The sequence below is a fragment of the Streptomyces sp. NPDC031111 genome (genome assembly GCF_055570675.1).
In genome coordinates this window covers 496,682-521,898 of the sequence record NZ_JBVIGS010000002.1, presented here as the reverse complement: position 1 = coordinate 521,898, position 25,217 = coordinate 496,682, and the positions used below count along the sequence as shown (strand labels likewise).

Below are 25,217 nucleotides of genomic sequence, written 5' to 3'. Positions count from 1 at the left end.
CGGAGTTCACCCCGTGTACGGTCATCGGAAAGTTGTCCGGCCGGGCTGGTCTCCTAATGTTCTGCGGGTGCCAAAGCTTTCCGTGATCGTCCCGTTCTGCAACGTCCGGCAATACGCCCCGGACACCCTCAGAAGTCTTCGCGCGAACGCCCGGCCGGATTTCGAGTTCGTTCTGGTCGACGACCATTCCGAAGACGAGACGCCGGCGCTTCTCGAGCGTGCGGCCGAGGACCTCTCGGACGTGGCGCGGGTGCGCTACATCCGTCACGACAAGAATGAGGGGATCGCCACCGCGCGCAACACCGGGCTGGACGCGGCGCGCGGCGAGTACCTGGCGTTCCTGGACGGCGACGACTGGCTCGCTCCCGGCCATCTGCCCGAACTGGTCGCGTCCATCGAGCGGTTGGGCTGCGACTTCGTCCGCACCGACCAGGTGCGGGTGACCGGGCGCGCCCGGTCCGTGCACCGGGTGCCGGTCGGCCTGCGCGACGAGGTGCTGAACCCGCGGGACGCGATCCTTCCCGCGGACCGGACGACCTCGGTGGACTACGTGTCCGTCTGGGCCGGCATCTATCACCGGCGGCTGCTGGAGCGGGGGTTGCTGCACTTCACCGAGGGGCTGCGCACGGCCGAGGACCGGCCGTGGACGTGGCGGCTGCACCGGGAGGCGGAGTCGTTCGCCGTGGTCAACCTGCTGGGGGTGTTCTACCGGCGTGGGGTCGCCTCCTCCCTCACTCGGATCGGCGACGTCCGCCAGCTCGACTTCATCCGCGCCTTCGACCAGATCGTCGAGGAGACGGCGGCGGACCGGGACGCCGACCGGCTGCTGCCCAAGGCGGTGCGGCAGTACTGCGCGATCATCGCCCATCACCTGGCCGAGGAGGACAAGTTCGAACCGGCCGTGGCCGGGCGGCTGCGGTCGATGAGCGCGGCGGCACTCGGGCGGCTGCCGCAGGACCTGCTCGAGGAGGCTCTGGGCGCCATGGACATGGATCGATCCGCCCGGCTGCGGCGGCTGCGGCGCCGGGCCGGCGCGGGGAAGGGGGCCGCGTGATGTCCCGTACCACCCAGATCTTCTGCGTCTCGTCGCTGTACGGCGTGGCCACGCTGGCGGCCGCGATCGAGTCCGACTGCTTCGCGGAGGCGGAGCGGCGGGTGCTGCTGGTCTGCGACGCCTCCGCGGTCCCGGAGGCCGGGCCGGCGCCGGACGAGATGCCGGGCTTCGCGCCGCTGCGCGACCACTTCGACGACGTGCTCTCCTGGAACGAGGCCATTCGCCCGTTCCATCCGGCCGCGTGGACGCCGAGGTCCGAGGACGTCCCGCTCCTGGAGCGCCATCTGCGGCGGCTGTGGGGGCTCGGCGACGACCGTGTGGAGCTGGTCCTGGAGTCCCTCGCGGTGCCTCCCGCCCTCGCGGTGGCCCAGGTGTTCACCGGGGCCCCGATCCACGTCCACGCCGACGGGATGAGGAGTTACGGTCCCACCCGCAAGAAGCTCGACCCGCTGGTGGGCACGCGGGTACGGCAGCTGCTCCATCTGGACCTGGTGCCGGGCCTGACCCCTTTGCTGCTGACCGAGTTCGACGTGCCGGCGCGTGTGGTGCCGACGGAGGCCTTCCTGAAGGCGGTCGGTGAACTGTCGGAGGCCGCACCGGAGTTGCCCGAGCTGCCGGACGACTCGGCGCTGCTGCTGGGCCAGTGCCTGTCGGCGCTCGGCGTCCTCTCCTTCAAGGAGGAGCAGGACCTGCACCTGCGGATGCTGCGGGGGGCGGTCGAACGCGGCCACCGCACGGTCGTCTTCAAGCCGCACCCCGCCGCGCCGGTCCGTCACAGCCGCGCGCTGGAGACCGAGGCGGAGAGGCTCGGGGTGGACCTCACCGTGCTCGACACCCCCGTCCTCGCGGAGGTGCTGTACGAGAGGTCCCGGCCCGCGCTGGTCGTGGGCTGCTACTCCACGGCGCTGTTCACCGCGTCCGCGCTCTACGGCCTGCCGGTCGCCCGCACCGGCACCGAGCGGCTGCTGGAGCGGCTGACGCCCTACCAGAACGGCGACCGGGTCCCGGCGGTCCTGGCCGACGCGCTGCTGCCGGACCTGGAGGCCGACGGCGCCCCGGACGCCCTTCCCGCCGACGAGCTGAACGACCTGGTCGCCGCGCTCGGCTTCACCATGCAGCCGCAGATCCACCCACCGCTGCGCCCGGCCGCCGAGCGTTACCTCGCCCGCCACTTCGGCCCACGTACCCGCCACTGGTTCCGCCGCAAACGCCTCACGTCCCTGGGCCTCCCCGGGGGCATCCCGAAACGCCTGGCGTTCCTCCCCCGCAACGCCACGGCGCGGCGGGTGGTACGCCGAGCGCGGGCCCTGAAGAAGGCGGTCCGGCGCTGATTTCAGCCCCTCCGGCGTTTGAGGAGCGGGGTCTGGGGCGGAGCCCCAGGTTCGGGACGGGAAGGGGCGGCGGGGGCGAAGAAACCGTACGACACCGAAGCCGAACGCTGGAGGCCGACTGTTCACCGCACGTCCACCCAAAGGCAACTGGCGAACCGCCGTACTACGGCACTCTCGGGCCTCCGATCGGAGGACGGTGGAAGCATGACGAACCCCCTGGCGGGACTGTTCACGACCCGGCAGAAGGAGGCCGCCAGGCGGGACCTGTACGCCCGTGGCCTGCGCCTGTGCGGTGAGTACCTCGCGGCGCGGGACGGCCGCCCCACCGTCCGGGACATCCGCCTCACCCAGGCGATAGGCGTCCTCACCACCTCCCTCGACACCCCGTCGCCCGATTCCTTCGACGCCCTGCTCCAGGTCGGCGAGCGCGCCCTGGAGACCGGCGGGGACCGCGGACTCGCCCTGGCCCTGGGCATCGCCGAGACGTCGACCGAGATCCGGCAGCGGTCCAAGGGCGCGTGGCGGCTGCGCGGGCGGGCACTGGACGGGCTGGGACGCGGTGACGAGGCACTGGAGTGCTACGAGCGCCACCTCACGCTGACAGGGGACGGCGAGCCGGCCGCGGAGATCACCCGCAGGATCGACACGCTGCGGCGCCGACGGGCGTGCCTGGAGGAGGCCGCCGCGCTGTTCCCCGGATCCGGCGCCGCGCTGCGCGACCTGACCGGCCGGCCCACCACCGTCGCGGCGCCGGAGTTCGCCGCCCACGTACGGGAACGGGTCGCCGAGCACGGCATGGGCGACCCGTCCGTACGGCGTCTGCTGGACCTGTACGGCACCTACCGGCGGCTCGTCGAGCGGTCCGGGATGCCCGACCCGCTGCTCGGCGGGAGCACCCCGGTCGGGGTCGGCGGGCTGCGCGGCCTGGTGGCGGGGCGGACCGTGTGCCTGGTGTCGAACGCCTCCGAGGTCGCCGGGAGCGGGCTGGGCGCCGAGATCGACGGTTACGACCTGGTGGTGCGCTGCGACTCCTTCCGCCTCCGGGCGGAGGGCACCGGTGAGCGCACCGGCCTGCACGCCGTCACGCTGCGGGGCGACGCCCCGTGGGACGGCCCCGCATGGACGCAGCGGGCCGGCATCCGGCTGGTGTTCGGCGACCCGGCCGCCGGGTGGCGGCGCGCCACCCGGCAGCGGCTCGTCGCCGGGGCGCAGGAGCACATCGGTGACGCGTCCCTGCGCCGGCCGCTGAGCGACCCGGCGCTGCTGGGCGAGGGCGGCTGGGACACGGGGACCAGCACCGCGTTCACCGTCCTGCGGCTGCTGGACTTCCTGGACGTCAGCCCCCGCCTGGACCTCATCGGCTTCGACAAGCCCGGCCGGCTGCGGCCGGCGGAGGCCGAGTGGGTCATGGACCGCGCGACGCACGTCGACGACAGCAAGATGAGGATCGCCCTGCGATGACCCACACCTCCGCCTCCTCCGCGGACGACCGGAGCACCGTGACCGGCAGACGCCGGATCGCCTTCGCCGTCCACACCGACACCGACGGCCTGCCCGCCCTGCCCACGCTGCTGCGCAGCCTGGCGCTCACCAACCCGGGTGTGTGCGAGGACTTCGTGGTGCTGCACCCGGGGCTGCCGGACTCCTCGTTCGACGCGCTGCGCCGGCTGCACCCGCGCGTGGTCACGCGCCGGTCGGACGGCCGGAGTGACGTCTTCCGGCTCGAGGGCTACGACACCGTCGTCGCGTTCGCCCCGTCCATGGTGGTGCTGGGGGACATCGGCGAGCTGCTGCGGATGCGGCACGGGGTGGGCGCCGTGCCGCAGGTGCTGTGCGACGCGGACGGGCGTGAGCGGCGTACGGTCCTGCCGGACGGTCTGCTGGTCGTCCAGCGCGCCGACGCGGACGACGCGGCGGCCGGGACGGACGCGTTGCCCGAGGGTGTCCTGACGCCGGTCGACGCACGCTACGACTTCCTCACCCGGCGGCTCCACGACGACACGCCGGTGCCCCCGCACGTCGCGGTCCTGCACTTCACCGGCCCGTTCGACGAGCCCGGATACGGTCCGGCCGTCGAGGCGCGCAGCCGCTTCGAGATGGGCGACGAGGAGTTCCGGGCCGCGTACTGCGCCCTCCCGGGTGAGAAGCACCCCGACCTCCTGGCGCACCTCGCGCCGCCCCTGCTCCAGGCGCGTCCCTCGCTCGACCTCGCCCGTACGGTCGCCGACGTGTACCGGCGGCAGGGCCGTTACGACGAGGCCGTCGACGTCCTCGCCCCGGTGGTCGGCGACCGGCTGGACGCGCCGCGCTGCCAGGAGACGCTCGGCGTCTGCCTGATGGCGGTGTCGCGCTACGACGAGGCCGAGGCCCGGCTGCTGCTGGCGGCGGCCTCCCCCGATGTCGCCCCGCGTGCCTTCGCCCAGCTCGCGCGGCTGGCGTGGCTGTGCGGGCGGGACGCGGACGCGCACGCCTACGCCCGCGCGGGTCTGGAGGCCGACCCCACCGACTCCGGCTGTCACAGCTGGTACGTCCGTACCCGCGCGGAGGAGCCGGAGGAGGGTCCGGAGCCCGCGCCCGCCGGGGAGCAGCTGGCGCATGTGGCGCTGTTCGCCGAGGGTCAGGAGAACGCGGGCGACAAGGTCCTGCCCGAGGCCGTGCGCATGTGCTTCGACGCCGACACCGGCCCGCGCCGCTGGCACCAGCAGCCGGTGCACCGGCTGGTCGACGAGGCCGCGCTGGAGGAGCTGAACGCGCGGCGCGGGGTGGTCGTGGGCGGCGGCGGGCTGTTCCTGCCGGACACCTCCCCCAACGGCAACAGCCACTGGCAGTGGAACGTCCCGGACGGTCTGCTGTCCCGGCTGACGGCGCCGCTGGCGGTGTTCGCGGTCGGCTACAACGTGTTCGACGGGCAGCTCTACCGCCGTGGCCGGTTCGCCGAGAGCCTGCGGGTCCTCGTCGAACGGTCGGCGTTCTTCGGGCTGCGCAACCACGGCTCGATCGACCGGGTCCGCGAGCTGCTCCCCGAGGAGCTGCGCGACCGGGTGCGCTACCAGCCCTGTCCGACCACCGTGGCGCGCTACCTCGTGCCGGGATGGCAGGACCCGGTGGAGCGCGCCGACACCGTCCTGGTCAACTGCGCCTATGACCGCGCCGGGCTGCGCTTCGGCCACGACTACGGCCATTTCCTCGCCCAGATGGCCATCGCGCTGAAGGGCCTGCGGGAGCGGGCCGCCGTACGGTACGCGGCCCATATGCCCGCCGACGAGAAGTTCGTGCACGACCTGCGCCGGGAGCACGGCATCGCGCTGCCCGTGGAGCAGCTGTACGACATGACGAACGACGCGATCCGTGAGCTGTACGGCCGGTCGCGGCTGGTGATCGGGATGCGCGGGCACGCGGGGATGATCCCGTTCGGCTGCGGCACACCGATCCTCAGCCTCGTCTCCCATCCGAAGCTCGCCTACTTCCTGTCCGACATCGGCCGCGGGGAGTGGGGGCTGTCCGTGCACGACCGGGGGCTCGGCTCCCGGCTCAGGGAGCGGGCGGCGGCCGTCCTCGACGACCACGCGGCAGCCGTGGCGGACGTGCACGGCGCGCAGAAGCTCCTGTGGGAGACCACTCGGTCGAACCTCGACGAACTCGGGGAGACCTTCGGCCGGACATGAGCCCACGCACCACCGTCGCTTCGAGCCCCGAAAGAGAGAACCACGTGCCCAAACTGTCCGTTGTCGTCCCGATGCACAATGTGGAGGCGTTCGCCGAGAGCACTCTGCGCAGTCTCGCCGGCAACGCGCACCCGGACTTCGAGTTCCTGCTCGTCGACGACTGCTCCACGGACGCCACGCCCTGGGTGATCGACCGGTGGGCGGAGAAACTCCCGGGCGCGCGGGTGATCCGGCACGAGACGAACATGGGCATCGCGCAGGCCCGCAACAGCGGCATCGACGCGGCCGAGGGCGACTTCGTCACGTTTCTCGACGGCGACGACTGGTACGGGCCGCGTCACCTCGCGGGGATGGTGCGGGCCATGGAGGAGCTCGGCTGCGACTTCGCGCGCACCGACCACGTCCAGGCCACCGGCACCGATCGGGTGATCAAGCGGCCCCCGGCCCAGGTGCGCAACGCCGTGATGGACCCACGGGACGGGATCACGCCCGCCGACACCGAGACCATGGTCGACTACCCCTTCGTCTGGGCCGGGATCTACCGCCGGCACCTCTTCGACGACGGCGGCATGCGCTTCGCGACGGAACTCCGCACGGCGGAGGACCGGTTGTGGATCTGGCGGCTGCACCTGAAGGCCCGTACGTACGCGTCCCTGGGTCTGCACGGGGTGTTCTACCGGCGGGGTGTGGCCACCTCGCTCACCCAGATCAAGGACTCCCGTCAGCTGGACTTCATCCCGGCGTACGACGCGCTGCTGCGGGACGTGCAGCAGGACCGGGAGGCCGACCGCTTCCTCCTCAAGGCCGTACGCACCTACTGCGCCATGATCGCGTTCCACATCGGCAAGGTGAACGAGTACGAGCCCTCGGCGGCCCAGCGGCTCCGGCGCGAGACCCGGGCCGCGCTCCAGCGGATGCCCGAGGAGGCGCTGGAGGAGACCCTCAAGACCATCGACAGCTCTCGGAGCAGGTTGCTCAGCCGCCTGCGTGACGGGCGGAAGGCTGCCTGATCCATGCCCCACACGACCCAGATCTTCCAGGTCTCGACCCTCTACGGAGCGGCCACCCTCGCCGCGGCGCTGGACGCCGGCCTGTACGGACCGCGCGGCGCCGCCCGGCGCGTCCTGCTGGTCTCCAACAACGCCGCCGTACCGGAGACGGCGCTGCGGCTGGACGAGATGCACGGCTACGAGCCGCTGGCCGGCCGGTTCGACTCGGTGGTCGGCTGGAACGAGGCGATCAGCCCGTACCACCCGAGCAACTGGGGTCCGCGCGGAAACGACACGGCGCTGTGGCAGCGGGCGTTCCGGCTGCTGTGGGACATCGACGAGACGGACATGATCGAGCTCGCCGTCGAGTCGATCCAGGCCAACCCGGCCCGCGCGCTGGCGGCGATCTTCTCCGAGGCCGCCGTCGACGTGTACGCCGACGGCCTGATGAGCTACGGCCCGACGCGGGAGAAGCTGCCGCTGACCATCGCGCGCCGCATCCGGCGGCTGCTCCACCTCGACCTGATCCCCGGTCTGCGACCGCTGCTGCTGTCCGAGTACGGCGTGCGGCCCGAGATCGTGCCGGACGACGCGTTCCGGCGCGTGCTCGACGAGATCTCCCTGGAGGCGGCGGACGACCCCCGGCTGGCGCCCGTCGTCGAGGAGGCGCCGACGGCCGTGCTCCTCGGCCAGTACCTGGCGGCGATCAACATCCTGAGCGACCGGGAGGAGGAGGACCTGCACGTCCGTATGCTCACCGGGGCGGTACGGGCCGGGCACCGGTCGATCGTCTTCAAGCCGCATCCGACCGCGCCCGCCGGCTACTCGGCGGCGCTGAGCAAGGCGGCGGCGGACGCGGGGGTGCGGCTCACCGTGCTGGACGCCCCGCTGCTGGCCGAGACGCTGTACGACCGCTGCCGTCCCGAACTCGTCGTCGGCTGCTTCTCCACGGCGATGGTGACCGCCTCCGCCTACTACGACGTGCCCGTCGCCCGGGTCGGGACCGGGCTGGTGATGGGGCGCCTGCGCCCCTACCCGAACAGCAACCGCGTCCCGCTGGCCGTGGTCGACCACCTGGTGCCCGATCTGGAGCGCGAGCAGACCCCGGCCGTGGTCGGGCCGGCCCCGGAGACGCTGTCGCCCCTGGTGCGGGCGATCGGCTTCTGCATGCAGCCGAAGACGTACCCGGCGCTGCGGGAGCCCACGGCGGACTGGCTGCGCGCCCACCTCTCGGACACGCCCGCCTACTACTTCCCCGAACTCCGCCTGGCCGAACTGGGACTGCCCGGCAGCACCCCGCGCACCAGGGCGAGGATCCAGGCGGGCCGAGCGAAGCGGGTCGTGGGCCGAGCGGTACGCCGGGGAACCCGCAGGAAGTAGCTCGCAGTTGCGGGCAGTCGTGCCGCAGGGCGGCACGGGTGGGCGCACCGGCACCCCGCCATCGCCGGGCTGCGTAACACCCCCCCACCCAGCCGCCCCACGCGCACCAACCGAGACGCGTCGGCCACACATGTGCCACCCGCCCGTCAACTCCCGTACACCACACCGGCGGACAGTTGCGCGGTGCCGAACCACATCGCCGTACGCCTGCCGCAGCAACAGGGCAGCCCCGCCCAGGAACAGACCGCCGCCCCCGCGCGCGAACACCGCTTCGACATCGATCTGATGCGGCTGATCTGCTCCGCCACCATCATGCTGGGCCACGTCGGCGCCCAGTTCATCCGCGCCACCGGCAACGACCCGGACAACGGCGCCGGTTCGTACTGGGCGGGCCATGTGGCCGAGGCGATCAACCCGTTCGCCGTCCCCATGTACTTCGCCATAGCCGGCTGGGCCGTCCTCGTCGGCGCGCCCCCGCGCGACGGCGCCCGCATGTGGCAGCGGGTCGTCCGCAACACCGTGCCCCTCTTCGCCTGGACGGCGGTGTACCTGGTCTGGGCATGGCTGCGGGACCGCAACGACCGGCCGATGACCGAGCTGGCGGAGCACTCCCTCTTCGGCTCCGTGCAGCCCGCGTACCACCTGTGGTTCATGTACAACTACATCCCGATCATCATGCTGCTCGCCTTCGCGATGCTGATCAAGGCGGGCAAGCGGCCCTGGGGGCTGGGCGCGGCGCTGCTCGGCATCGCGGTCCTGCCGAGCGTGCTGACCACGGTCGCCGAGCTGACGGACCGCGAGATGGCGCCGGTGGCCTGGGGATTCGGCACCTACTCCCTCGTGTACGCGGTCGGCGGCGCGCTGCTGTTCGCCCTCCCGGCCGGGGTCGTACGCAAGCGGTGGCCGCTGTACGTGGTGCTGCCGCTCACCATGGCGGGCGCCCTCTGGTACAACACCCAGATCCACTACGTGATGCCCAACGCGCATCTGTTCGTCGCCGCCATGAGCATCTGCGTCCTGCTCCTGATCAGCAGGATCCGCGTCCCCGAGAAGCGGCGGCCGCTGCTGAAGACGCTGGCCAACGCCGCGCTCGGCGCCTACATGGTGCATGTGCTGTTCGTCGAGGAGATCGTCACCCCGCTGGTGTCGCCGGATCTGAGCGGGCCCGTGGCGGGCCTGCTGCTGGCCGGTCTCGTGGTCGCGGTCATGGTGCTGTCGTTCGGCACCAGCCTGCTGTGGGGGAAGCTGAACCTGCGGCGGCTGCTCGGCTGACCCGTTCGGCGCCCGCACCCCGTGGGCGCCATACGGAGTTCGCCGTTTGTTTGCGTGCCGCTCAACTCCGTACCCCTCCCTGCGGCGGCCGCGCACCTAGCCTGTTCTCCACCACGAACCGCACCACTCTCGCCCTGCTCCCAACGGATTGAGGCCTCCGGTTCATGAACAGCCGTGCCCTGCTGACCAGTTCCGCGTCCCGGCGTCTGCTGCGTCCGGTCGCCGACCTCATCGACCAGCGCATCGACCGCCGCCTGCGCGCGGCGGCCGCCGCAGACGCGGCGGGCAGAGAGGCGCTCCGGGACGCGGCCGAGGTGGTGAAGCGCCAGCAGCTCACCCTCGACCTGCTGCTCGGCTCGTCCGGCCGCGGGCTGTCCCGGATCGTGAGCCCCGGCCCGCTGGACCGGCTGCGGTCCGAGGTGGCGGAGCTCGCCGGGGACCGGGACGCCGCCGTCCGCAACATCGCCGGGGCGTACCGGCTGCTGGTCGCGCTGGAGTCCCTGGGGACCGGCCGGATCGCCGGCGGCACCATGAACATCTGCGGCAAGCTCGGCACGATCCCGCTGCTGGACCCGCCGAACGACGAGATCCTGGAGATCGGCACCCTCTACGGCATGTTCTCCGCCGGGCTGATCAGGATGCTGGAGCGCGACGGCCGCAGTCCGAGCGTGACGATCGTCGACCCGTTCGCCGGGGTGCAGCTCCAGCCCGGCACCCCGCGACGCTCCGACCCCTCCGGCACGCCCGTCGACGAGCACGCGGTCCGTACGAACCTCGCCCTGGCCGGTCCGGCGGGCGTGGCCGCCCGGATCCAGCGGGGCTTCTCCGAGGACCCCGAGACCCGCGCGGCCGTCTCGGACCGCCGCTACGGCGTGATCGTCGTCGACGGCGACCACTCGGCCGAGGGCGTCGCGAAGGACCTGGAATGGGCGGAGGAGATCGCCGCGCCCGGCGGGATCGTCGTCCTGGACGACTTCGGCGACCCCAAGTGGCCGGGCATCAAGGAAGCCCTGGACAAGCACCTCACCGGCGACACCCGCTTCACCTACCTCGGCAAGGCGTCCCTCTCGGCCTTCCTGCGCGCCTCCTGAACTCCCGGGCTCAGCCCGTCCCGTGCCGGGCCTCGATTCCCGCGATCAGCAGGTCGAGGCCCTCCTCGAAGTGCTGGTCGTAGTTCTCGAACAGTTCCCTTCCGGCCTGGGCCGACAGGGGGTAGGCGGCCATCGCGCGGGCGCGTTCCTCCACGTCGTAGCCCTCCCGGCGTTCGCCGGGCAGCGGCTGGACGCCCTGTTCCTCGGTGACGAAGCCGAGGGTGTAGAGATACGTCGTATTGAGCGCGCGGGCCGCCCGGGGGAGGGTGAAACCGGCGGCCGTCAGCAGGCGCAGGGTGTCCTCCATCTGCTCGGCGTGCTCGATGCCGGTGAAGCGTGAGCCGCTGAACACCTTCGCGCCGTCGCGGTAGGCGAGCAGCGTCGTGCGCAGGCCCCGGTTGGCCTTGAGCAGCCGCTCCTGCCAGGTGTCGTCGGGGGCAAGTGACCCCCGGGCGACCATCCGGCGGTACATCTCCGTCGCCATCTCGTCGAGCAGCGCCTGCTTGTCCTTGAAGTGCCAGTAGAGAGCGGGCGCCTTGACGTCCAGTTCCCTGGCGATGACGCGCAGGGTCAGGCCGTCCAGGCCCACCTCGTTCAGCAGCCCGAGCGCCGTGTCGGCGACTCGTCGGCGATCCAGCGGGGCGCGTCGTTCCGTGCTCACGGTTGACAACTTAACACCGTTAGGGGGACGCTTTCGAGCATCGTCACTTAACAACGTTAAGGAGATGGCTCATGAGCGACACCCATGTACTGGTCGTGGGCGCCGGCCCGACCGGCCTCGCCCTCGGCATCGACCTGGCCCGGCGCGGGGTCCCCGCCCTGGTGGTGGAACGGGCGGACGAGCTGTTCCCCGGCTCGCGCGGCAAGGGGATCCAGCCGCGCACCATGGAGGTCTTCGACGACCTGGGCGTGCTGGACGCGATCCACGCGGCGGGCGGCGGCTACCCGGTCGGGATGCTCTGGCGCGACGGCGAGCGGCTCGGCGAGCACCACATGTTCGACCCGGCAGAGGCGAGCGAGGACTCGCCGTACAACAGGCCCTGGATGGTGCCGCAGTGGCGCACCCAGCGGATCCTGCTGGAGCGGCTGGAGGAGCTCGGCGGCAAGGTCGCCTTCGGCCGCGAGGTCACCGGCGTGACCCAGGACGCGGAGGGGGTGACCGCGCACTTCGCCTCCGGCGGCCCGGTGCGCGCCCGGTATCTCGTCGCCGCGGACGGGGGCCGCTCCGCCGTGCGCCGGGCGGTCGACATCGACATGACCGGGGAGGAGCTGGACCCCGGTCCGACCCTGGTGGCGGACGTGCGGATCACCGGCCTCGACCGGGAGAACTGGCACATCTTCCCGCCGCGCGAGGGCGACTCGGACCTCCTCGCGATCTGCCCGCTCGCCGGGACGGAGGACTTCCAGCTGGTCGCGCGCTTCCCGGAGGGGAGTGCGGTCGACCTCTCCCTCGACGGCGTGCGACGGGTCGTGGCCGACCGGTCCCACCTCTCCGCCCAGGACGTCACGGAGGTGTGCTGGGCCTCGGACTTCCGCCCGCGGGCCGCCCTCGCCGACAGGTTCCGGGCCGGCCGGGTCCTCCTCGCGGGCGACGCGGCACACGTGCACTCCCCCGCCGGCGGCCAGGGCCTCAACACCAGCGTCCAGGACGCCTACAACCTGGGCTGGAAGCTGGGCGCGGTGCTGCGCGACGGGGCGGACGCGTCGCTGCTGGACACGTACGAGGAGGAGCGGCGGCCGATCGCGGCGCAGATGCTCGGTCTGTCCACCAGCGTCCACCGGGGTGAGACCAGGCGCGGCGGGGCCACCCGGCAACTGGGCCTGGGCTACCCCGGGTCCCCGCTCACCGCGGAGACCCGTACGGCACCCGGGCCGGTGCGCGCGGGCGACCGGGCCCCGGACGCCACGGTGGCGGGCGTACGGCTCTTCGACGCGTTCCGGGGCCCGCACTGGACCCTGCTCGCCCTGGGCACGGACACCGCCCCCGAACCGCCCGCCGGCGTACGGTCGGTGCGCGGGCCGGCGCACGCGGCCTACGGGACGGGGCTGTTCCTCGTCCGCCCGGACGGCTACGTCGGCTGGGCCGGGGACACGCCGGCCGGGCTCCCGGAGTACCTGTCCCGGTTCGGCGGTCGCTGACCCCCAGGGGTGTCCGCCTACGCGCTCGTGAGCGAAAGCTTCGCCGCGAAGCCCAGGAACAGGGCGCCGGCCGCCGAGGTGGCCCCCGCGGACAGGCGCCTGCGGCGCCGGAAGGCGGCGGCGAGCCGGGTGCCGCCGAATATCAGCGCGCTGAGGTAGAGGACGCTGGCGATCTGGGCGAGGGTGCCCAGGACGACGAAGGAGAGCGCCGGGTAGGCGTAGCCCGGGTCGACGAACTGCACGAAGAAGGCGATGAAGAACAGGATCGCCTTGGGGTTGAGGAGACTGACGACGAGGGCCCGGCGGAACGGACGCTCACCGGGCGCGACGGCGGCGGGGGCCTCGGTCACGTCCTTGTCCCGCCGCGTCCGCCACATCCCCCACGCGGCCCGCAGCATCCCGATCGCCAGCCACGACAGATATCCGGCGCCCGCGTACTTCACGATGCCGAACAGCACGGCGTTGGCCTGGAGCAGGGAGGCGACCCCGGCGGCCGAGAGCGTCATCAGCACGGTGTCCCCGCACCACACACCGGCGGCCGCCGTGTACCCGTCCCGCACACCCCGGCGGGCGGCGACGGAGAGGACGTAAAGGGAGTTGGGCCCGGGCAGCAGGACGATGAGGACGAGGCCTGCCAGATAGGTGGGAAGGTCGATGACGCCGAACATGGAGGGAGTGTCGCACGGGGGTACGACACTCCCGCCAGAGAGGCTCAACCTGCGAGACGGTGACTCAGAACGCGTCGCTCGGGACGTAGGTCCCCCAGACCTCCCGCAGCGCGTTGCAGACCTCGCCCACCGTCGCCCTGGCCTTCAGGGCCTCCTTCATCGGGTACAGGACGTTGTCCTCGCCCTCCGCCGCCTTCTTCAGGGACGCCAGGGCCGAGTCCACCGCCTGCTGGTCGCGCTCCGCGCGGAGTTTCGCCAGGCGTTCGGCCTGCTGGGCCTCGATGGCCGGGTCGACGCGGAGGGGTTCGTACGGCTCCTCCTCGTCGAGCTGGAAGCGGTTGACGCCGACCACGACGCGCTCGCCGGAATCGGTCTCCTGGGCGATGCGGTAGGCGCTGCGCTCGATCTCGTTCTTCTGGAAGCCGTGCTCGATGGCGTTGACCGCGCCGCCGAGGTCCTCGACCTTCGCCATCAGCTCCAGCGCCGCCGCCTCCACGTCGTCCGTCATCCTCTCGATGACGTAGGAGCCGGCGAACGGGTCGACGGTCGCCGTCACGTCCGTCTCGTAGGCGAGGACCTGCTGCGTACGGAGGGCGAGCCGCGCGCTCTTGTCCGTCGGGAGGGCGATCGCCTCGTCGAAGGAGTTGGTGTGCAGCGACTGGGTGCCGCCGAGGACCGCGCCGAGCCCCTGGACGGCGACGCGGACCAGGTTCACCTCGGGCTGCTGGGCCGTCAGCTGCACCCCGGCCGTCTGCGTGTGGAAGCGCAGCATCAGCGACTTGGGGTTCTTCGCGCCGAACTCCTCCTTCATCACCCGGGCCCAGATCCTGCGGGCCGCGCGGAACTTGGCGACCTCCTCCAGGATCGTCGTACGGGCCACGAAGAAGAAGGACAGCCGGGGCGCGAAGTCGTCGACGTCCATGCCGGCCGCTACCGCCGTGCGGACGTACTCGATGCCGTCCGCGAGGGTGAACGCGATCTCCTGCGCGGGGGACGCGCCCGCCTCGGCCATGTGGTAGCCGGAGATCGAGATCGTGTTCCACTTCGGGATCTCGGCCTTGCAGTACTTGAAGATGTCGGCGATCAGCCGCAGGGACGGCTTGGGCGGGAAGATGTACGTGCCCCGCGCGATGTACTCCTTCAGCACGTCGTTCTGGATCGTGCCGGTGAGCTTGTCCGCCGGAACTCCCTGCTCCTCGGCGACCAGTTGGTAGAGGAGGAGCAGCAGCGCGGCGGGGGCGTTGATCGTCATCGACGTCGAGACCTTGTCCAGCGGGATCCCGCCGAACAGCACCCGCATGTCGTCCACCGAGTCGATGGCGACGCCCACCTTGCCGACCTCGCCGTGCGCGATCGGGGCGTCGGAGTCGTGGCCCATCTGGGTGGGCAGGTCGAAGGCGACCGACAGGCCCATCGTGCCGTGGGCGATCAGATCGCGGTAGCGGGCGTTGGACTCCGTCGCCGTGCCGAAACCGGCGTACTGGCGCATCGTCCAGGGCCGGCCGGTGTACATCGTCGGGTACACGCCCCGGGTGAAGGGGTACGCTCCCGGCTCGCCCAGCTTCCCGGCCGGGTCCCAGCCCTCGAGGGCATCCGGTCCGTAGACCGGTTCGATGGGCAGTCCGGACTCCGACTCGCGCGCCATGGTGTGTTGCCTCCCGCTGAGCAGCGTTGCTCGACTTGCTCGCCCGGTACCCGTCACTTACTCGTCAGTACAGGCCGACCCTTCGACGGACTGTAGCGGTGCGCGTGCGGCCCGGTGGAGGGGCGCACGCTGGGACCTTCCTCACAGCCTCGGTGGGACCCCGCTCACAGCACCACCTCGGCGGTCGTCTTCCGGTCACTCACCACCATGCCCCTTTGTTCGGCGGCGGTCACGTCCGGGGAACATCTCAGGTGACGCCCGGGCGCGGGCCGATGAGACGACGGGGGGCCGGTGTGCGTAGTACGGGCATGGGGAGCAAGGGGATCGCGGCTCTCGGGGCGCTGGTCGCCCTGGCGGGCGGCGCGGCGGGGTGCACGGTGCAGCCCGCCGGTGCGGACGGGGAGCGCCGGTCGCCGGTGCGGATCGAGGTGCCGGGACGGACGCCGTCCGCTTCGCCGTCCGTGCCGCCGTCACGGACTCCGGACGGCGACGGGAAGCCCTCCCTTCCGTCCGCCCCTGCCCCGCGCGTGCTGTGGTCGCCCGGTGACTCCGGGCGCGACGTACGCGAACTTCAGGCCCGGCTGCGCCAGATCGCCTGGATCTTCCACGGGCCGACGGGGACGTACGACGCGGCGACGGAAGAGGCGGTCCGGGGCTTCCAGGGCAAGCGCGGGCTGCCGAGGACCGGGGTGACCGACTCCGCGACCTGGCGGCGGCTGCTCGACATGACGCGCGAGCCGGGCAGATGGGAGCTGTATCTGATGGGCGGCCAGCCGGCCGACGCGCCGGACGCGCGCTGCCGGACCGGCCGGGTGCTGTGCATCAGCAAGTCGAGCCGCACGCTGCGCTGGATGATCGACGGGCGGACGGTGTCGACGATGCCGGTCCGCTTCGGTTCCGAATACACGCCGACCCGCGAGGGTGTGTTCCAGGTCTACTGGAAGTCCCGGCACCATGTGTCCACGCTCTACGACTCGCCCATGCCGTACGCCATGTTCTTCAGCGGCGGCCAGGCGGTGCACTTCTCCGCCGACTTCGCCGCGCGGGGCTACGCCGGTGCCTCGCACGGCTGCGTCAACGTACGGGACGAGGAAGCGATCGCCCGGCTGTACGGGCAGGTGCGGAACGGCGACAAGGTCGTCGTGCACTGGTGAGACGGGGCGCGGGGGGGGGGGGGGGGGGGGGGGGGGGGTTGGGGGGGTGGGGGGGGGGGGGGGGGGGGGGGGGGGTGGTGGGGGTGTGTTGGGGGGGGGGGGGGGGGGGGGGGGGGGGGGGGGGGGGCCCCCCCCCCCCCCCCCGCCATTGCACGAGCCGTGGGTACGGGGGGAACCCCGGCTCCGTGCGACAGCCGATGACCAGTCGGCTCACTCATTACTGCGCCACGAGGGCCGAAAGTGTCACACCCGTCGGGGAGGAAACTTCAGCGCTCAACAAAAACGCAGGTCAGCGGCCGTTCACTGGTTCTTCTTGCCGCCGTCGCCGTTGTTGCCCTTGTTTGCGGCCTCGCCCGGAGCCGTGCCCTGCGGCTGCCCCTGCCCCTGACGTTTGCTCTTGCCGTCGGGCTTTCCCTGGCCGTTGCCCTCGCGGGCTCCCTCGTCGGCGCCGTCCGCTTCGGACGAAGCAGAGGTGTCGGGGGTGGCGCGCGTGTCGGGTCCACCGGACGTATCAGACGTACCGGACGTACCGGACGACGACAGCACGCCCTCGCAGTATGCGCCCACACGGGACGAGCCGCCCGCCGCCTCCTCGAGGAGCCGCTCGCGCTCGTCGTTCAGTTCCTTGCCGTCGCGCCACGCCCTACAGGCCGCGGCGGTCTGCTTCCCGCCACGTGCGGCGCGGGCCGCGCGGTCACCGGTGTCCGAGCCGGGCTTCCCCGGCGCACCCGATCCGTCGCCGCCCGGCTCCCCGCCGGAATCCGCCCCTCCCTCGGGCGTGACCCCGCCCGGGGCGCCGCCCTTCGGCGGCTGTGACAGCAGGGGGCGTTCGGGATGTGTGCCGGTGGCCGTGACGGAGGCGGCCGGATCGGAGCCGTCGGACGGCGTCGACAGGACGCCGGTTCCGGCCAGGACCGCGGCGCCACCGACCATGGCGGCGACCAGCGCGGCGGCCAGTCCGAATCGCAGGGGGCCCGTCCGCCGGGGTCCGTCCGACGTTCCGGAACGTTCACCGCGCGGGGCGCCGATCTGGACCGGACCGATGTCGGACGGTCGGGTTCCGGCCAACTGGCCGGTGCCCGGGGCAGGCTCCGCCCGACCCTCCCGTTCCTCACGCAGCTTGCGGAAGGCGGCCAGGGCGGCCGCCTCACCGGGGAGCTCCTCGTCGGGCGAAGGGGGCGGCGCAGACAGCGCGCGGAGTGCTCCGGCGAGCCGTCGGGCCTGGTCACGAGCGGCGGGATCGGCAGCTTCGGGGGGCTCTCCGCGCAGTAAACGCTCCGCAGTCCCGCGGTCCAGCCACCTGTACTGCTCGTCGGCCATCACATGTCCTTCTGCGTCCGCGCTCGCATCTGCGTCACACTCGCGGACGTCACCGTACGACGGCGTGGTTCTCTCTGGGGAGGTACGGCGTCGAGCCCACCGACGGATTCCGGATGCGCCTCCGGATCGCCGCCGAGCAGCTCGGCCAGGCGTTTCAGGCCACGGTGCGCGGCCGTCCGTACGGCACCCGGGCGCTTGCCCAGCGTCTCGGCGGCGGACTTGGCGTCGAGGCCCACGACCACGCGCAGCACGACGGCCTCGGCCTGGTCCTGCGGCAGCCGGGAGATGAGGGAGAACGCGCTGTCGGTGGCCAGCGCCTCGATGGCCTCCCCGGCGGTGTCGGACTCGGCGGCCCGCCCGGTCAGCTCCGTCTCGTCGCCGCCGATCGCCGGGCGGCGCCCGCGCATCCGTATGTGGTCCAGCGCGCGGTTGCGGGCGATGCGGGCGGCCCAGCCGCGGAACCGGTCCGCGTCGCCGGTGAAGCGCTCCAGGTCACGGGCTATCTGGAGCCAGGCCTCGGACGTCACGTCCTCGGCGTCGGGCTCGCCCACCAGTGTGCGTACGTATCCCAGCAGCCGCGGGTGCACGGCGCGGTACACAGTCCGGAACGCGGTCTCGTCCCCGTCCTGTGCCGCACGCACCGCGGCGGTCAGCTCCGCGTCGTCCCCCAGCACCCGCGTGCGCCCTTCTGCGCCCAAGCCGGCGCCGCTCTCGCGGGCCGGGTTCTCGCCGTCGTGGTTGCTCAATCGGTGGTTGCGGTCTCGAGGCCGCCAGTGGTTCTTGTGGTCGTTTGTCCTTGGCGGCCTGGCGCGAAAGGCACGTTACGGCCTGAATCCTCTCCCGTCCACGCCCGTCCAAGATGCAACTGATCCGTGACATCGAGGGTGTGACAGAAACCGCACTCACGACGCTGTAGGAAGTACGGGTCGCCGCGCGGCCCGTGCCGCGCGACGGCCGGGGCCTCTCCTGTGGGGGGTGGCGGCCTCGGCCGTTGCCTCGGCGGCAGCGGCGCGAGCCCGCCTCAACGCGCGGAGTTCATTGTTTCCCCTGGTCACACGGGCCTCAGACGTGCGTCACCGGTTGTTCGCGCCCGGGTTCTCTTGCTGTCCCGTGCTGTTGTCCGAGGCGTTCGCCGAGCCGTTGTCCGCACTGCTGCCCGTAGTGCCCGGAGTACCGGCCGCGTCGTTGCCCGTGGTGTCCGGAACGCCGCCCGTGTCGTTGCCCGAGGTGCGCGCGGTGTTGTCGCTCGCGTTGCCGGTGGGGGTGTTTCCGGACCGGTCGTCCGGACCGTTGTCGTTCCTCTCGGGCGGCCGGGTGCTGCCGGGCCGCTCCTCGGCATCGGTCCCGGTCTCGGCACCGGTCCCGGCATCGGTCCCGGTGCCGGCCTCCGCCAGCCGCTCGGCGCAGTAGGCGTCGACCTTCGCCGCGCCGCCCGCCAGCTCCGTGAGCCGCTTCCAGGCCGTCGAGTCCAGCGCCTTGCCGCGGTCCCGGACCTGCTCGTACGCGCGGCACCGCGCCTCGGTGTCGCCGGCGGTGCCGGGACGCTCCGGCCGGCCGGAGCCGGGGTCGGAACCGGCCGAGCCGGCCCCGGGCGGGGCGGTGGTGCCGGGCGACGGGACGTGGGTGCGCTCGACGTCCTCCGACGGGCCGTCGGAGGAGCCCGTCGCGCCGATGCCGGCGACCGCGACCCCGCTGAGGGTGAGGCCGGCCACCAGCGCGGTGAGTGTGGCCTTCAGCGAGTGGCTGCCGAGCCGCCGACGCGCCCGCCAGTCGTCCCGGCGCCGGGTGCGCGCGCCATGCGCCCCCGAGTCCCGGGCCGCCAGGAACGCGGCGACGGCCCGCTGCTCGGCGCCGGCGTCCACACCGTCGCGGATCAGCGCGGCGGCGAGCAGCGCCTCCAGGCCGGCGGCGTCGACGACCCGGCGCCCGCCGGGGACGGGCCCCGCACCGGCCCGGCCGGGCGGCGCGCCCTCAGGGTGCACACGCCGACGGCCGGCCGGCCCGCCGTCGTCCTGCCGTTCACCCATGTCCGTTCCCGTCCCTGCTCGTTCCACTTGATACCCGCGGCCCGCACGATCCGATCGGCCCGCCGCGCCCGTGCGGTCCACCAGCGAAGCCGGTGCCGCCCGGACCGACGGATACGTTCCGCATGTCCGGCCTGTTCAGCCGTCGGCCCGCGGGGGCCGACGTGGGCCGCCGGGTCCGCCCGGACCGGGCCGGGAGCCGCCGCGCGGCCCGCCGTGGCCGCCGTCCCGGCCGATGTTCATGTCGACTCACCCAGCGTCCGCGACGCCTCATCCGTCACACCATCGACGCCCAGCTGCTTCGCCAGGCGCTTCAGACCCCGGTACGCGGCCGTCCGCACCGCGCCCGGCCGCTTGCCGAGGACGCGGGCCGCGGCGGGCCCGTCGAGGCCGACGACCACGCGCAGCAGCACCGCCTCGGCCTGGTCCCGCGGCAGCCCGCCGACCAGCTCCAGGGCGTACTCGGTGGACATGGCCTCCATGGCCTGGTCGTAGGTGCTCTGTGGACCGGGCAGGTCCAGCACGTCCTGTTCCAGGGTGGAGGGCCGGGGCCGGACCCGCTGCCGGCGCAGATGGTCCAGCGCCCGGTGCCGGGCGATGGTCGCCGTCCAGCCCCGGAACCCGGCTCCGTCGCCCTTGAACCTGCCCAGGTCGCGGGCTATCTCCAGCCAGGCGTCCGACATCACGTCCTCGGCGTCGTCCCCGACGAGACCGCGCACATAGGTGAGCAGTCCGGGCTGCACGAGCCGGTAGGCCACGGCGAAGGCGGCCTCGTCGCCCTTCTGGGCCCGCGCGACGGCCGCGCCCAGTTCCCCGTCGTACGCCTGTGCGCGGCGGGGTTCCCCTCCGTGGCCCAAGAACTGTCCTCGTCCGTACCGAGCGCGTAGTGCACCGCTGTCGCTTGGAGTGAGCACATCCGGCAGTGCCCACACCCCCAAGGTCATCAGCGTCCGGCGCCACGAAAGTGTCACAGCTCGTCACCCGCCCCGTGCGCCACATCCGGGGCCGCCGCGGTTGCCGTCAGGGAACGGCGGGTCCGCCCAGGTAGGTGCCGTCCCGGTCGTAGGGCCAGGCGTTGGCGACGCAGCCTTGCAGTCCCTTGATCTGCTGCATCATCGCCGGGGCCGGGCGTCCGGGCCCCGGGCAGCCCTCATGGCCGTGTCCGATGCGGTGGCCGACCTCGTGGTTGACGATCAGCGCGCGGTACTCGCCGATCGGCCCGTCGAACTGGGGCGATCCCAGCACCCACCGCTTGAGGTTGACCACCACGTCCGTGCCCACGCTGCAGTTGACCTCGCCGCGCGTCAGCAGGCCCGCGGCACCGCAGATGCGGTCGGTGGTGCCCGGCGTGGCGATCTTCACGACGAAGTCGTACGAGCCCGAGCTGACGAGCTGGAAGGAGTTCACCCCGTCGCGGGTCCAGCCCCTGCGGTCGGCGAGGACCGCGGAGACCTCGGCCGCGGCCGCGCTCGCCGACACGTCGACGCCGTCCTCGACCAGCACCTTGTAGCGCCGCGTCCGGCTGCCCGTACCGGCGACGCTGCCGTCGGCCCGCGCGGTGGTGAAGGTGCCGGGGCCGGTGGCCGGGATGTCGGTCTCCGTGAGCGACGGGGAGGCGGAGGCGGAGGCGGACGTGCTCGGGGCCGGGGAGGACGAGGACGAGGACGGGGCCGGCGAGGAGGAGGGCTCGGGACCGTCCGAGGCGCCGGCCGTCCGCTCCGCGCCGGTGTCCGTCGCGTTGCCCTCCAGCGTGTCCCCGGCGTGCACCGGGGCGTCGCCCGCCGCGGGACCGTGCCGGTCCTGGTAGTAGGCCACCGCGGCTCCCGAGGCGACCATCACCGCCGCGAAGGCGAGTCCGGCCGGCACGGTCCGCGTCCAGCGCCGTCCGCCGGCGCCGGACCGGCCGCCCGGTCCGCTCCCCCGTCCGTTCCGGCCCCCGCGCCGGTTCCGCTCCCCACGTCCGTCACGCTTCCCGCGTCCGTCACGCTTCCCCACGACGGAGATCCCCCATATCGGTCTGTTCGGTCATCAGGCGGCGGCCCCCCGGGCCCGCCCGTGCAGCACCAGGTAGAAGGTCCGCAGCGACTCCTGCGGGCCCCCCGCCTCGAACCGGTTGTGCACCTTGCCGACCGGGTTCCAGATCCGGCCGTCGGGCATCCGGACCCCGACCGGCTGGCCGAAGTAGGCGCGCTGCCCCTCGTCGAAGTCCACCCACGCCCCGCCCGCACGGCGTACGAGCACCTCACCGACGTAGGCACCGAGCGCGAACAGTGTCTCCCGCGCCCCCTCGCGGTCCGCACCGCCCTTGCGCAGGCCGTCGACCAGGGCGTCGACCAGGCGCAGGCTGGCCACGGAGTAGTCCAGCGGCAGCCGGCTGTGGGCGGTCACCCGGGCGACGAAGGCCGCCGCGTACGGCCGCATCTCTCCCGCGCCCGGCACCCGCTCGTCCGCCGCCCCCATGGGACACCGCCCCTCCACTCGGTCCGCGGGGAGCCCGCTCGGGTTCCCCCAGCAGACCAAGCGGCCGTGGGTCCGTGATCATCACGGGTGACGGACGTGGTGATCCCCACACGGTCAACTCACCGCGCACATACAACTTTTCGGCGTCTCGTACGTCCGTGAAGGCCTCTCGACGGATGTACGGGTCCGGTGACGCCACGTGTGACGTTTGGCCAGGGCTCGGCGCTGGATGAGTGCCACCTGTGTGACAGGTGGTGTCCGTGTTCTTTTCTAGGGGTGGGGTAGTTGAGTCCTCGCAGGACCCATGCGTACAAGCCGCTCAGCCTGAAACGGCGGGCCTGGCTGACCGTAGGAGCCGTGGTGCTCAGTGGCGCGGGTGTCGTCACGTACGCGGTGGCCGGTCCGTCGTCCGCGCCGGACACCGGGACGAAGGCCCGCAAGCCGAGCGTTCACACGCTGAAGCTGGAGAACCGGGGCGCGGGCCGCCGGGGTCTCGACCGGCAGACCACGGAACGCTTCAGCGCGGTGCTGGTGACCTGGGACAACCCGGAGGCGGAGGTCAAGGGCACGCCCGAGGTGCGCACCCGGGACCTGGAGACCGGCAAGTGGTCCGGCTGGCAGCGGCTGGAGGACGAGCCGAACCAGGCCGACGGCGCGGAGGGCGAGCGGGCGGCGACCCGCGGCGGCACGGCCTCGGTGTGGACCGACGACTCCGACGGCGTCGAGGTCCGCGTCGTGAACGCCGACGGCAGCCAGGCGGCCGGCCAGCCGGCCGGTATGGACGTCAAGCTGCTCGACCCGGGCACGGACCCGAAGGGCGCGCCGACCGTCGCGTCCATGGAACCGGCCGCGTTCACCGCGGAGACCACCGCGCCGGCGACCCCCGGGGCGACGGAGACGCAGACGACGGAGACGCCCTCGGAGCCGCCCGTCACCGCGACGGCCACCGACACGGCGTCCACGGAGCCGACCGGCACCCCGTCGGAGACCGTCACGGACACCGCGTCCCCGACGGCGTCCCCCGAGCCGACGCCCACCGTCCCCGAGCCCCGCCCCTCGACGGTCGTGAAGCCGCCGATCATCACGCAGGCCGAGTGGGGCGCGTCCACGGACTACGACGGCACGCCGAGCTACGGCACCGAGATCAAGGCCGCCGTCGTCCACCACACCGGCGTCGACAGCGACAACAGCGTGTCCTGCGCCGACTCGCGCGCCCGGATGCGCTCCATCCAGCAGGAGCACTTCGCGCGCGGCTACTACGACCTCGGCTACAACTTCGTCGTCGACCGCTGCGGACAGATCTTCGAGGGCCGCAGCGGCGGCATGGACCTGCCGGTGGTCGGCGCGCACGACGTCGGCTTCAACACCGACACGCTCGGCATCTCGTACATCGGCAACTTCGAGAGCGCGCACCCGAGCCGGGCCGCGCTGGACTCGATCGCGCGGGTCGTCGCCTGGAAGTTCGGCATGTACGGCATCGACCCGACCGGCAAGGTCACGCTGACCTCCGGCACGGAGGCCGGCGTCAGCGGCAACAAGATCGACAAGGGTGACTCGGTCACCCTGCCGCGGGTCTTCGGCCACCGGGACACCAACTACACGGCCTGCCCCGGCGCGAACCTGTACCCGAAGCTGTCCCTGATCGCCGCGCTCGCCGCGGCCCCCGGCGTCTCGCACGCCCTGGCCACCTCGGACTACAACCGGGACGGCCTCGCCGACCTGGTCGCCGGGACCCCGAAGGCCTCCAGCGGCGGCAGCCTGACGGTGATCCCGGGCGGGGAGAACGGCCCGGTCACCGCCGCGAGGAAGACGCTCACCCAGAGCAGCTCCGGCGTCCCCGGCTCCAACGAGTCCGGTGACGGCTTCGGCACCTCCACCGCCTGGGGCGACGTCAACGGCGACGGCCACGCGGACCTCGCGATCGGCGTGCCCGGCGAGAACGACACCGACGGCGACACCGACCGCGGCGGCGTCGTGGTGATGTACGGCCCGGCCCTCAACACCGGCTTCTCGTACACGACCACGGGTGTCACCCAGACCGGCGCCAAGCTCGGCAGCACGGTCGCCGTCGGCGACTTCAACGGCGACGGCAAGGCGGACGTGTTCGCGGCCGGCACCGGCGGTGGCGGCAACTGGAACGCCCGGCACACCGGCGGCGCCACCAAGTACGGCACGCTGACCTCGGCCACGGGCGCGGTGGCGTACCTCGACGCCGCGGCCGGCGACTTCAACCGGGACGGCTACGCGGACGTCGCCCTCAACTACCGCGACACCGGTGGTATCGGCCGGGTCGTCCGCTTCGCGGGCTCCGCGTCCGGTCTGACCAAGGCCGGCGTCATCTCCGTCAAGGGCGGGCGCTCCATCGCCGCGGGCGACTTCAACGGCAACGGCTACGACGACATCGTCATCGGCCAGCCGGTGGCCGCCGAGGCCGGCGGTTCGACGCCGGGCGGGCGGATCACCATGGTGCTGGGCACGTCCTCCGGGTTCACCACCACCGGCATGCGGACCATCCACCAGGACACCTCCGGCGTCCCCGGCGGCAACGAGTCCGGCGACGCGCTGGGCACCTCGGTCTCGGCGGGCGACTTCAACCGCGACGGCTACGCGGACGCCCTGGTCGGCGCCCCCGGCGAGGACCTCACCCGCAGCGGCACCAACCAGAAGGACGCCGGACAGGCTCTCCTGTTCCGCGGCAGCTCCTCCGGCCTGACCGGCACGGGCGCCATCGGCGTCTCCCAGGACACCTCCGGCATCCCCGGATCGACGGAGTCCGGTGACCGGTTGGGTTCCGCGGTGTCCCTGACCGACCTGTCCGGCTACGGCCGCGCGGACCTGACGGTCGGCGCCGACGGCGAGGACACGTCGGACGGCGTGGTCCTCTACCTGCCGAGCAACAGCTCGGGCCTCGGCTACGGCGACTCGTACGTCTTCGGCAAGGGCACCCTCGGCCTGGCCGCGGACGTACGGCTGGGCCAGACGCTGACGCCGTAACACGGCGCCACCGGTACGACGACGGCCGGGG

20 protein-coding genes are annotated in these 25,217 nt (G+C 72.8%); 11 read left to right on the top strand and 9 right to left on the bottom strand.

The annotated features are described in order from the left end of the window. Positions 1 to 67 precede the first annotated feature (67 nt). The 8 genes from ACZ470_RS06095 (at position 68) to ACZ470_RS06060 (ending at position 10,782) form a co-directional block, all read left to right on the top strand. Positions 68 to 1,054 (top strand): glycosyltransferase family 2 protein, encoded by a 987-nt coding sequence (locus tag ACZ470_RS06095; RefSeq protein ID WP_468424824.1) that lies wholly within the window; start codon positions 68 to 70, stop codon positions 1,052 to 1,054. Beyond that, positions 1,054 to 2,385, top strand: coding sequence for a polysialyltransferase family glycosyltransferase (locus tag ACZ470_RS06090; RefSeq protein ID WP_468424822.1), 1,332 nt, complete (start codon positions 1,054 to 1,056; stop codon positions 2,383 to 2,385). The genes ACZ470_RS06095 and ACZ470_RS06090 overlap by 1 nt, the downstream gene beginning before the upstream one ends. Positions 2,386 to 2,589: 204 nt before the next feature. Further along, on the top strand, positions 2,590 to 3,846 hold the full coding sequence (locus tag ACZ470_RS06085; RefSeq protein WP_468424820.1) for a hypothetical protein: 1,257 nt from the start codon (positions 2,590 to 2,592) through the stop codon (positions 3,844 to 3,846). After that, entirely contained in the window at positions 3,843 to 6,050 is a 2,208-nt protein-coding gene (locus ACZ470_RS06080; RefSeq protein ID WP_468424818.1) for a polysaccharide pyruvyl transferase family protein, read from the top strand. Before ACZ470_RS06085 ends, ACZ470_RS06080 begins: the two co-directional genes overlap by 4 nt. A 44-nt stretch (positions 6,051 to 6,094) precedes the next feature. Further along, the gene (locus ACZ470_RS06075; protein ID WP_468424816.1) at positions 6,095 to 7,060 is read left to right on the top strand and encodes a glycosyltransferase family 2 protein; all 966 of its coding nucleotides are present in this window, start codon (positions 6,095 to 6,097) and stop codon (positions 7,058 to 7,060) included. 3 nt (positions 7,061 to 7,063) lie between these two features. Beyond that, positions 7,064 to 8,419, top strand: a complete 1,356-nt coding sequence (locus ACZ470_RS06070; RefSeq protein ID WP_468424815.1) for a polysialyltransferase family glycosyltransferase — start codon at positions 7,064 to 7,066, stop codon at positions 8,417 to 8,419. 183 nt (positions 8,420 to 8,602) lie between these two features. Continuing rightward, positions 8,603 to 9,691, top strand: a complete 1,089-nt coding sequence (locus ACZ470_RS06065) for an acyltransferase (protein WP_468424813.1) — start codon at positions 8,603 to 8,605, stop codon at positions 9,689 to 9,691. Positions 9,692 to 9,855: 164 nt separating this feature from the next. After that, positions 9,856 to 10,782 (top strand): class I SAM-dependent methyltransferase, encoded by a 927-nt coding sequence (locus ACZ470_RS06060; protein ID WP_468424812.1) that lies wholly within the window; start codon positions 9,856 to 9,858, stop codon positions 10,780 to 10,782. 10 nt (positions 10,783 to 10,792) lie between these two features. On the opposite strand, the gene ACZ470_RS06055 is transcribed toward ACZ470_RS06060, so the two are convergent. After that, on the bottom strand, positions 10,793 to 11,443 hold the full coding sequence (locus ACZ470_RS06055) for a TetR/AcrR family transcriptional regulator (RefSeq protein WP_468424810.1): 651 nt from the start codon (positions 11,441 to 11,443) through the stop codon (positions 10,793 to 10,795). Between the two features lie 71 nt (positions 11,444 to 11,514). Between ACZ470_RS06055 and ACZ470_RS06050 the strand changes: the two genes are divergently transcribed. Further along, a complete protein-coding gene (locus tag ACZ470_RS06050) occupies positions 11,515 to 12,921 on the top strand; it encodes an FAD-dependent oxidoreductase (RefSeq protein WP_468424808.1) in 1,407 nt (468 codons plus the stop codon). A 17-nt stretch (positions 12,922 to 12,938) separates the two neighbouring features. Here ACZ470_RS06050 and leuE read toward each other — a convergent pair whose 3' ends face one another. Beyond that, the gene (gene leuE, locus ACZ470_RS06045; RefSeq protein WP_468424807.1) at positions 12,939 to 13,589 is read right to left on the bottom strand and encodes a leucine efflux protein LeuE; all 651 of its coding nucleotides are present in this window, start codon (positions 13,587 to 13,589) and stop codon (positions 12,939 to 12,941) included. A gap of 64 nt (positions 13,590 to 13,653) precedes the next feature. Continuing rightward, entirely contained in the window at positions 13,654 to 15,234 is a 1,581-nt protein-coding gene (locus ACZ470_RS06040) for an acyl-CoA mutase large subunit family protein (RefSeq protein WP_468424805.1), read from the bottom strand. A gap of 308 nt (positions 15,235 to 15,542) precedes the next feature. On the opposite strand from ACZ470_RS06040, the gene ACZ470_RS06035 reads away from it, so the two are divergent. After that, a complete protein-coding gene (locus ACZ470_RS06035; RefSeq protein ID WP_468424804.1) occupies positions 15,543 to 16,388 on the top strand; it encodes a L,D-transpeptidase family protein in 846 nt (281 codons plus the stop codon). A 300-nt stretch (positions 16,389 to 16,688) separates the two neighbouring features. On the opposite strand, the gene ACZ470_RS06030 is transcribed toward ACZ470_RS06035, so the two are convergent. From ACZ470_RS06030 to ACZ470_RS06005, 6 genes are all read right to left on the bottom strand, one after another. After that, positions 16,689 to 17,708, bottom strand: coding sequence for a hypothetical protein (locus ACZ470_RS06030; RefSeq protein ID WP_468424802.1), 1,020 nt, complete (start codon positions 17,706 to 17,708; stop codon positions 16,689 to 16,691). Continuing rightward, a complete protein-coding gene (locus tag ACZ470_RS06025; RefSeq protein ID WP_468425194.1) occupies positions 17,708 to 18,382 on the bottom strand; it encodes an RNA polymerase sigma factor in 675 nt (224 codons plus the stop codon). The genes ACZ470_RS06030 and ACZ470_RS06025 overlap by 1 nt, the downstream gene beginning before the upstream one ends. 399 nt (positions 18,383 to 18,781) lie before the next feature. Beyond that, positions 18,782 to 19,735, bottom strand: a complete 954-nt coding sequence (locus ACZ470_RS06020) for a hypothetical protein (protein ID WP_468424801.1) — start codon at positions 19,733 to 19,735, stop codon at positions 18,782 to 18,784. A gap of 236 nt (positions 19,736 to 19,971) precedes the next feature. Further along, positions 19,972 to 20,589: an RNA polymerase sigma factor gene (locus ACZ470_RS06015; protein ID WP_468424799.1), complete on the bottom strand. Its 618-nt coding sequence runs from the start codon at positions 20,587 to 20,589 to the stop codon at positions 19,972 to 19,974. 163 nt (positions 20,590 to 20,752) lie between these two features. Beyond that, positions 20,753 to 21,598 carry a DUF3152 domain-containing protein gene (locus ACZ470_RS06010; RefSeq protein ID WP_468424797.1) on the bottom strand — a complete coding sequence of 282 codons (846 nt, stop codon included), beginning with the start codon at positions 21,596 to 21,598 and terminating at the stop codon, positions 20,753 to 20,755. 162 nt (positions 21,599 to 21,760) lie between these two features. Beyond that, a complete protein-coding gene (locus ACZ470_RS06005; RefSeq protein WP_468424795.1) occupies positions 21,761 to 22,192 on the bottom strand; it encodes a hypothetical protein in 432 nt (143 codons plus the stop codon). Between the two features lie 285 nt (positions 22,193 to 22,477). Between ACZ470_RS06005 and ACZ470_RS06000 the strand changes: the two genes are divergently transcribed. Beyond that, entirely contained in the window at positions 22,478 to 25,186 is a 2,709-nt protein-coding gene (locus ACZ470_RS06000) for an FG-GAP-like repeat-containing protein (RefSeq protein ID WP_468424793.1), read from the top strand. Positions 25,187 to 25,217: the final 31 nt, after the last annotated feature.

Excerpts from the sequence above, each read along its gene's own strand:
- ACZ470_RS06090 (WP_468424822.1), top strand. The coding sequence starts at position 1,054 with ATGTCCCGTACCACCCAGATCTTCTGCGTCTCGTCGCTGTACGGCGTG.
- ACZ470_RS06085 (WP_468424820.1), top strand. The coding sequence starts at position 2,590 with ATGACGAACCCCCTGGCGGGACTGTTCACGACCCGGCAGAAGGAGGCC.
- ACZ470_RS06080 (WP_468424818.1), top strand. The coding sequence starts at position 3,843 with ATGACCCACACCTCCGCCTCCTCCGCGGACGACCGGAGCACCGTGACC.
- ACZ470_RS06070 (WP_468424815.1), top strand. The coding sequence starts at position 7,064 with ATGCCCCACACGACCCAGATCTTCCAGGTCTCGACCCTCTACGGAGCG.
- ACZ470_RS06060 (WP_468424812.1), top strand. The coding sequence starts at position 9,856 with ATGAACAGCCGTGCCCTGCTGACCAGTTCCGCGTCCCGGCGTCTGCTG.
- ACZ470_RS06050 (WP_468424808.1), top strand. The coding sequence starts at position 11,515 with ATGAGCGACACCCATGTACTGGTCGTGGGCGCCGGCCCGACCGGCCTC.
- leuE (WP_468424807.1), bottom strand. The coding sequence starts at position 13,589 with ATGTTCGGCGTCATCGACCTTCCCACCTATCTGGCAGGCCTCGTCCTC.
- ACZ470_RS06040 (WP_468424805.1), bottom strand. The coding sequence starts at position 15,234 with ATGGCGCGCGAGTCGGAGTCCGGACTGCCCATCGAACCGGTCTACGGA.
- ACZ470_RS06035 (WP_468424804.1), top strand. The coding sequence starts at position 15,543 with ATGGGGAGCAAGGGGATCGCGGCTCTCGGGGCGCTGGTCGCCCTGGCG.
- ACZ470_RS06030 (WP_468424802.1), bottom strand. The coding sequence starts at position 17,708 with ATGGCCGACGAGCAGTACAGGTGGCTGGACCGCGGGACTGCGGAGCGT.
- ACZ470_RS06020 (WP_468424801.1), bottom strand. The coding sequence starts at position 19,735 with ATGGGTGAACGGCAGGACGACGGCGGGCCGGCCGGCCGTCGGCGTGTG.
- ACZ470_RS06005 (WP_468424795.1), bottom strand. The coding sequence starts at position 22,192 with ATGGGGGCGGCGGACGAGCGGGTGCCGGGCGCGGGAGAGATGCGGCCG.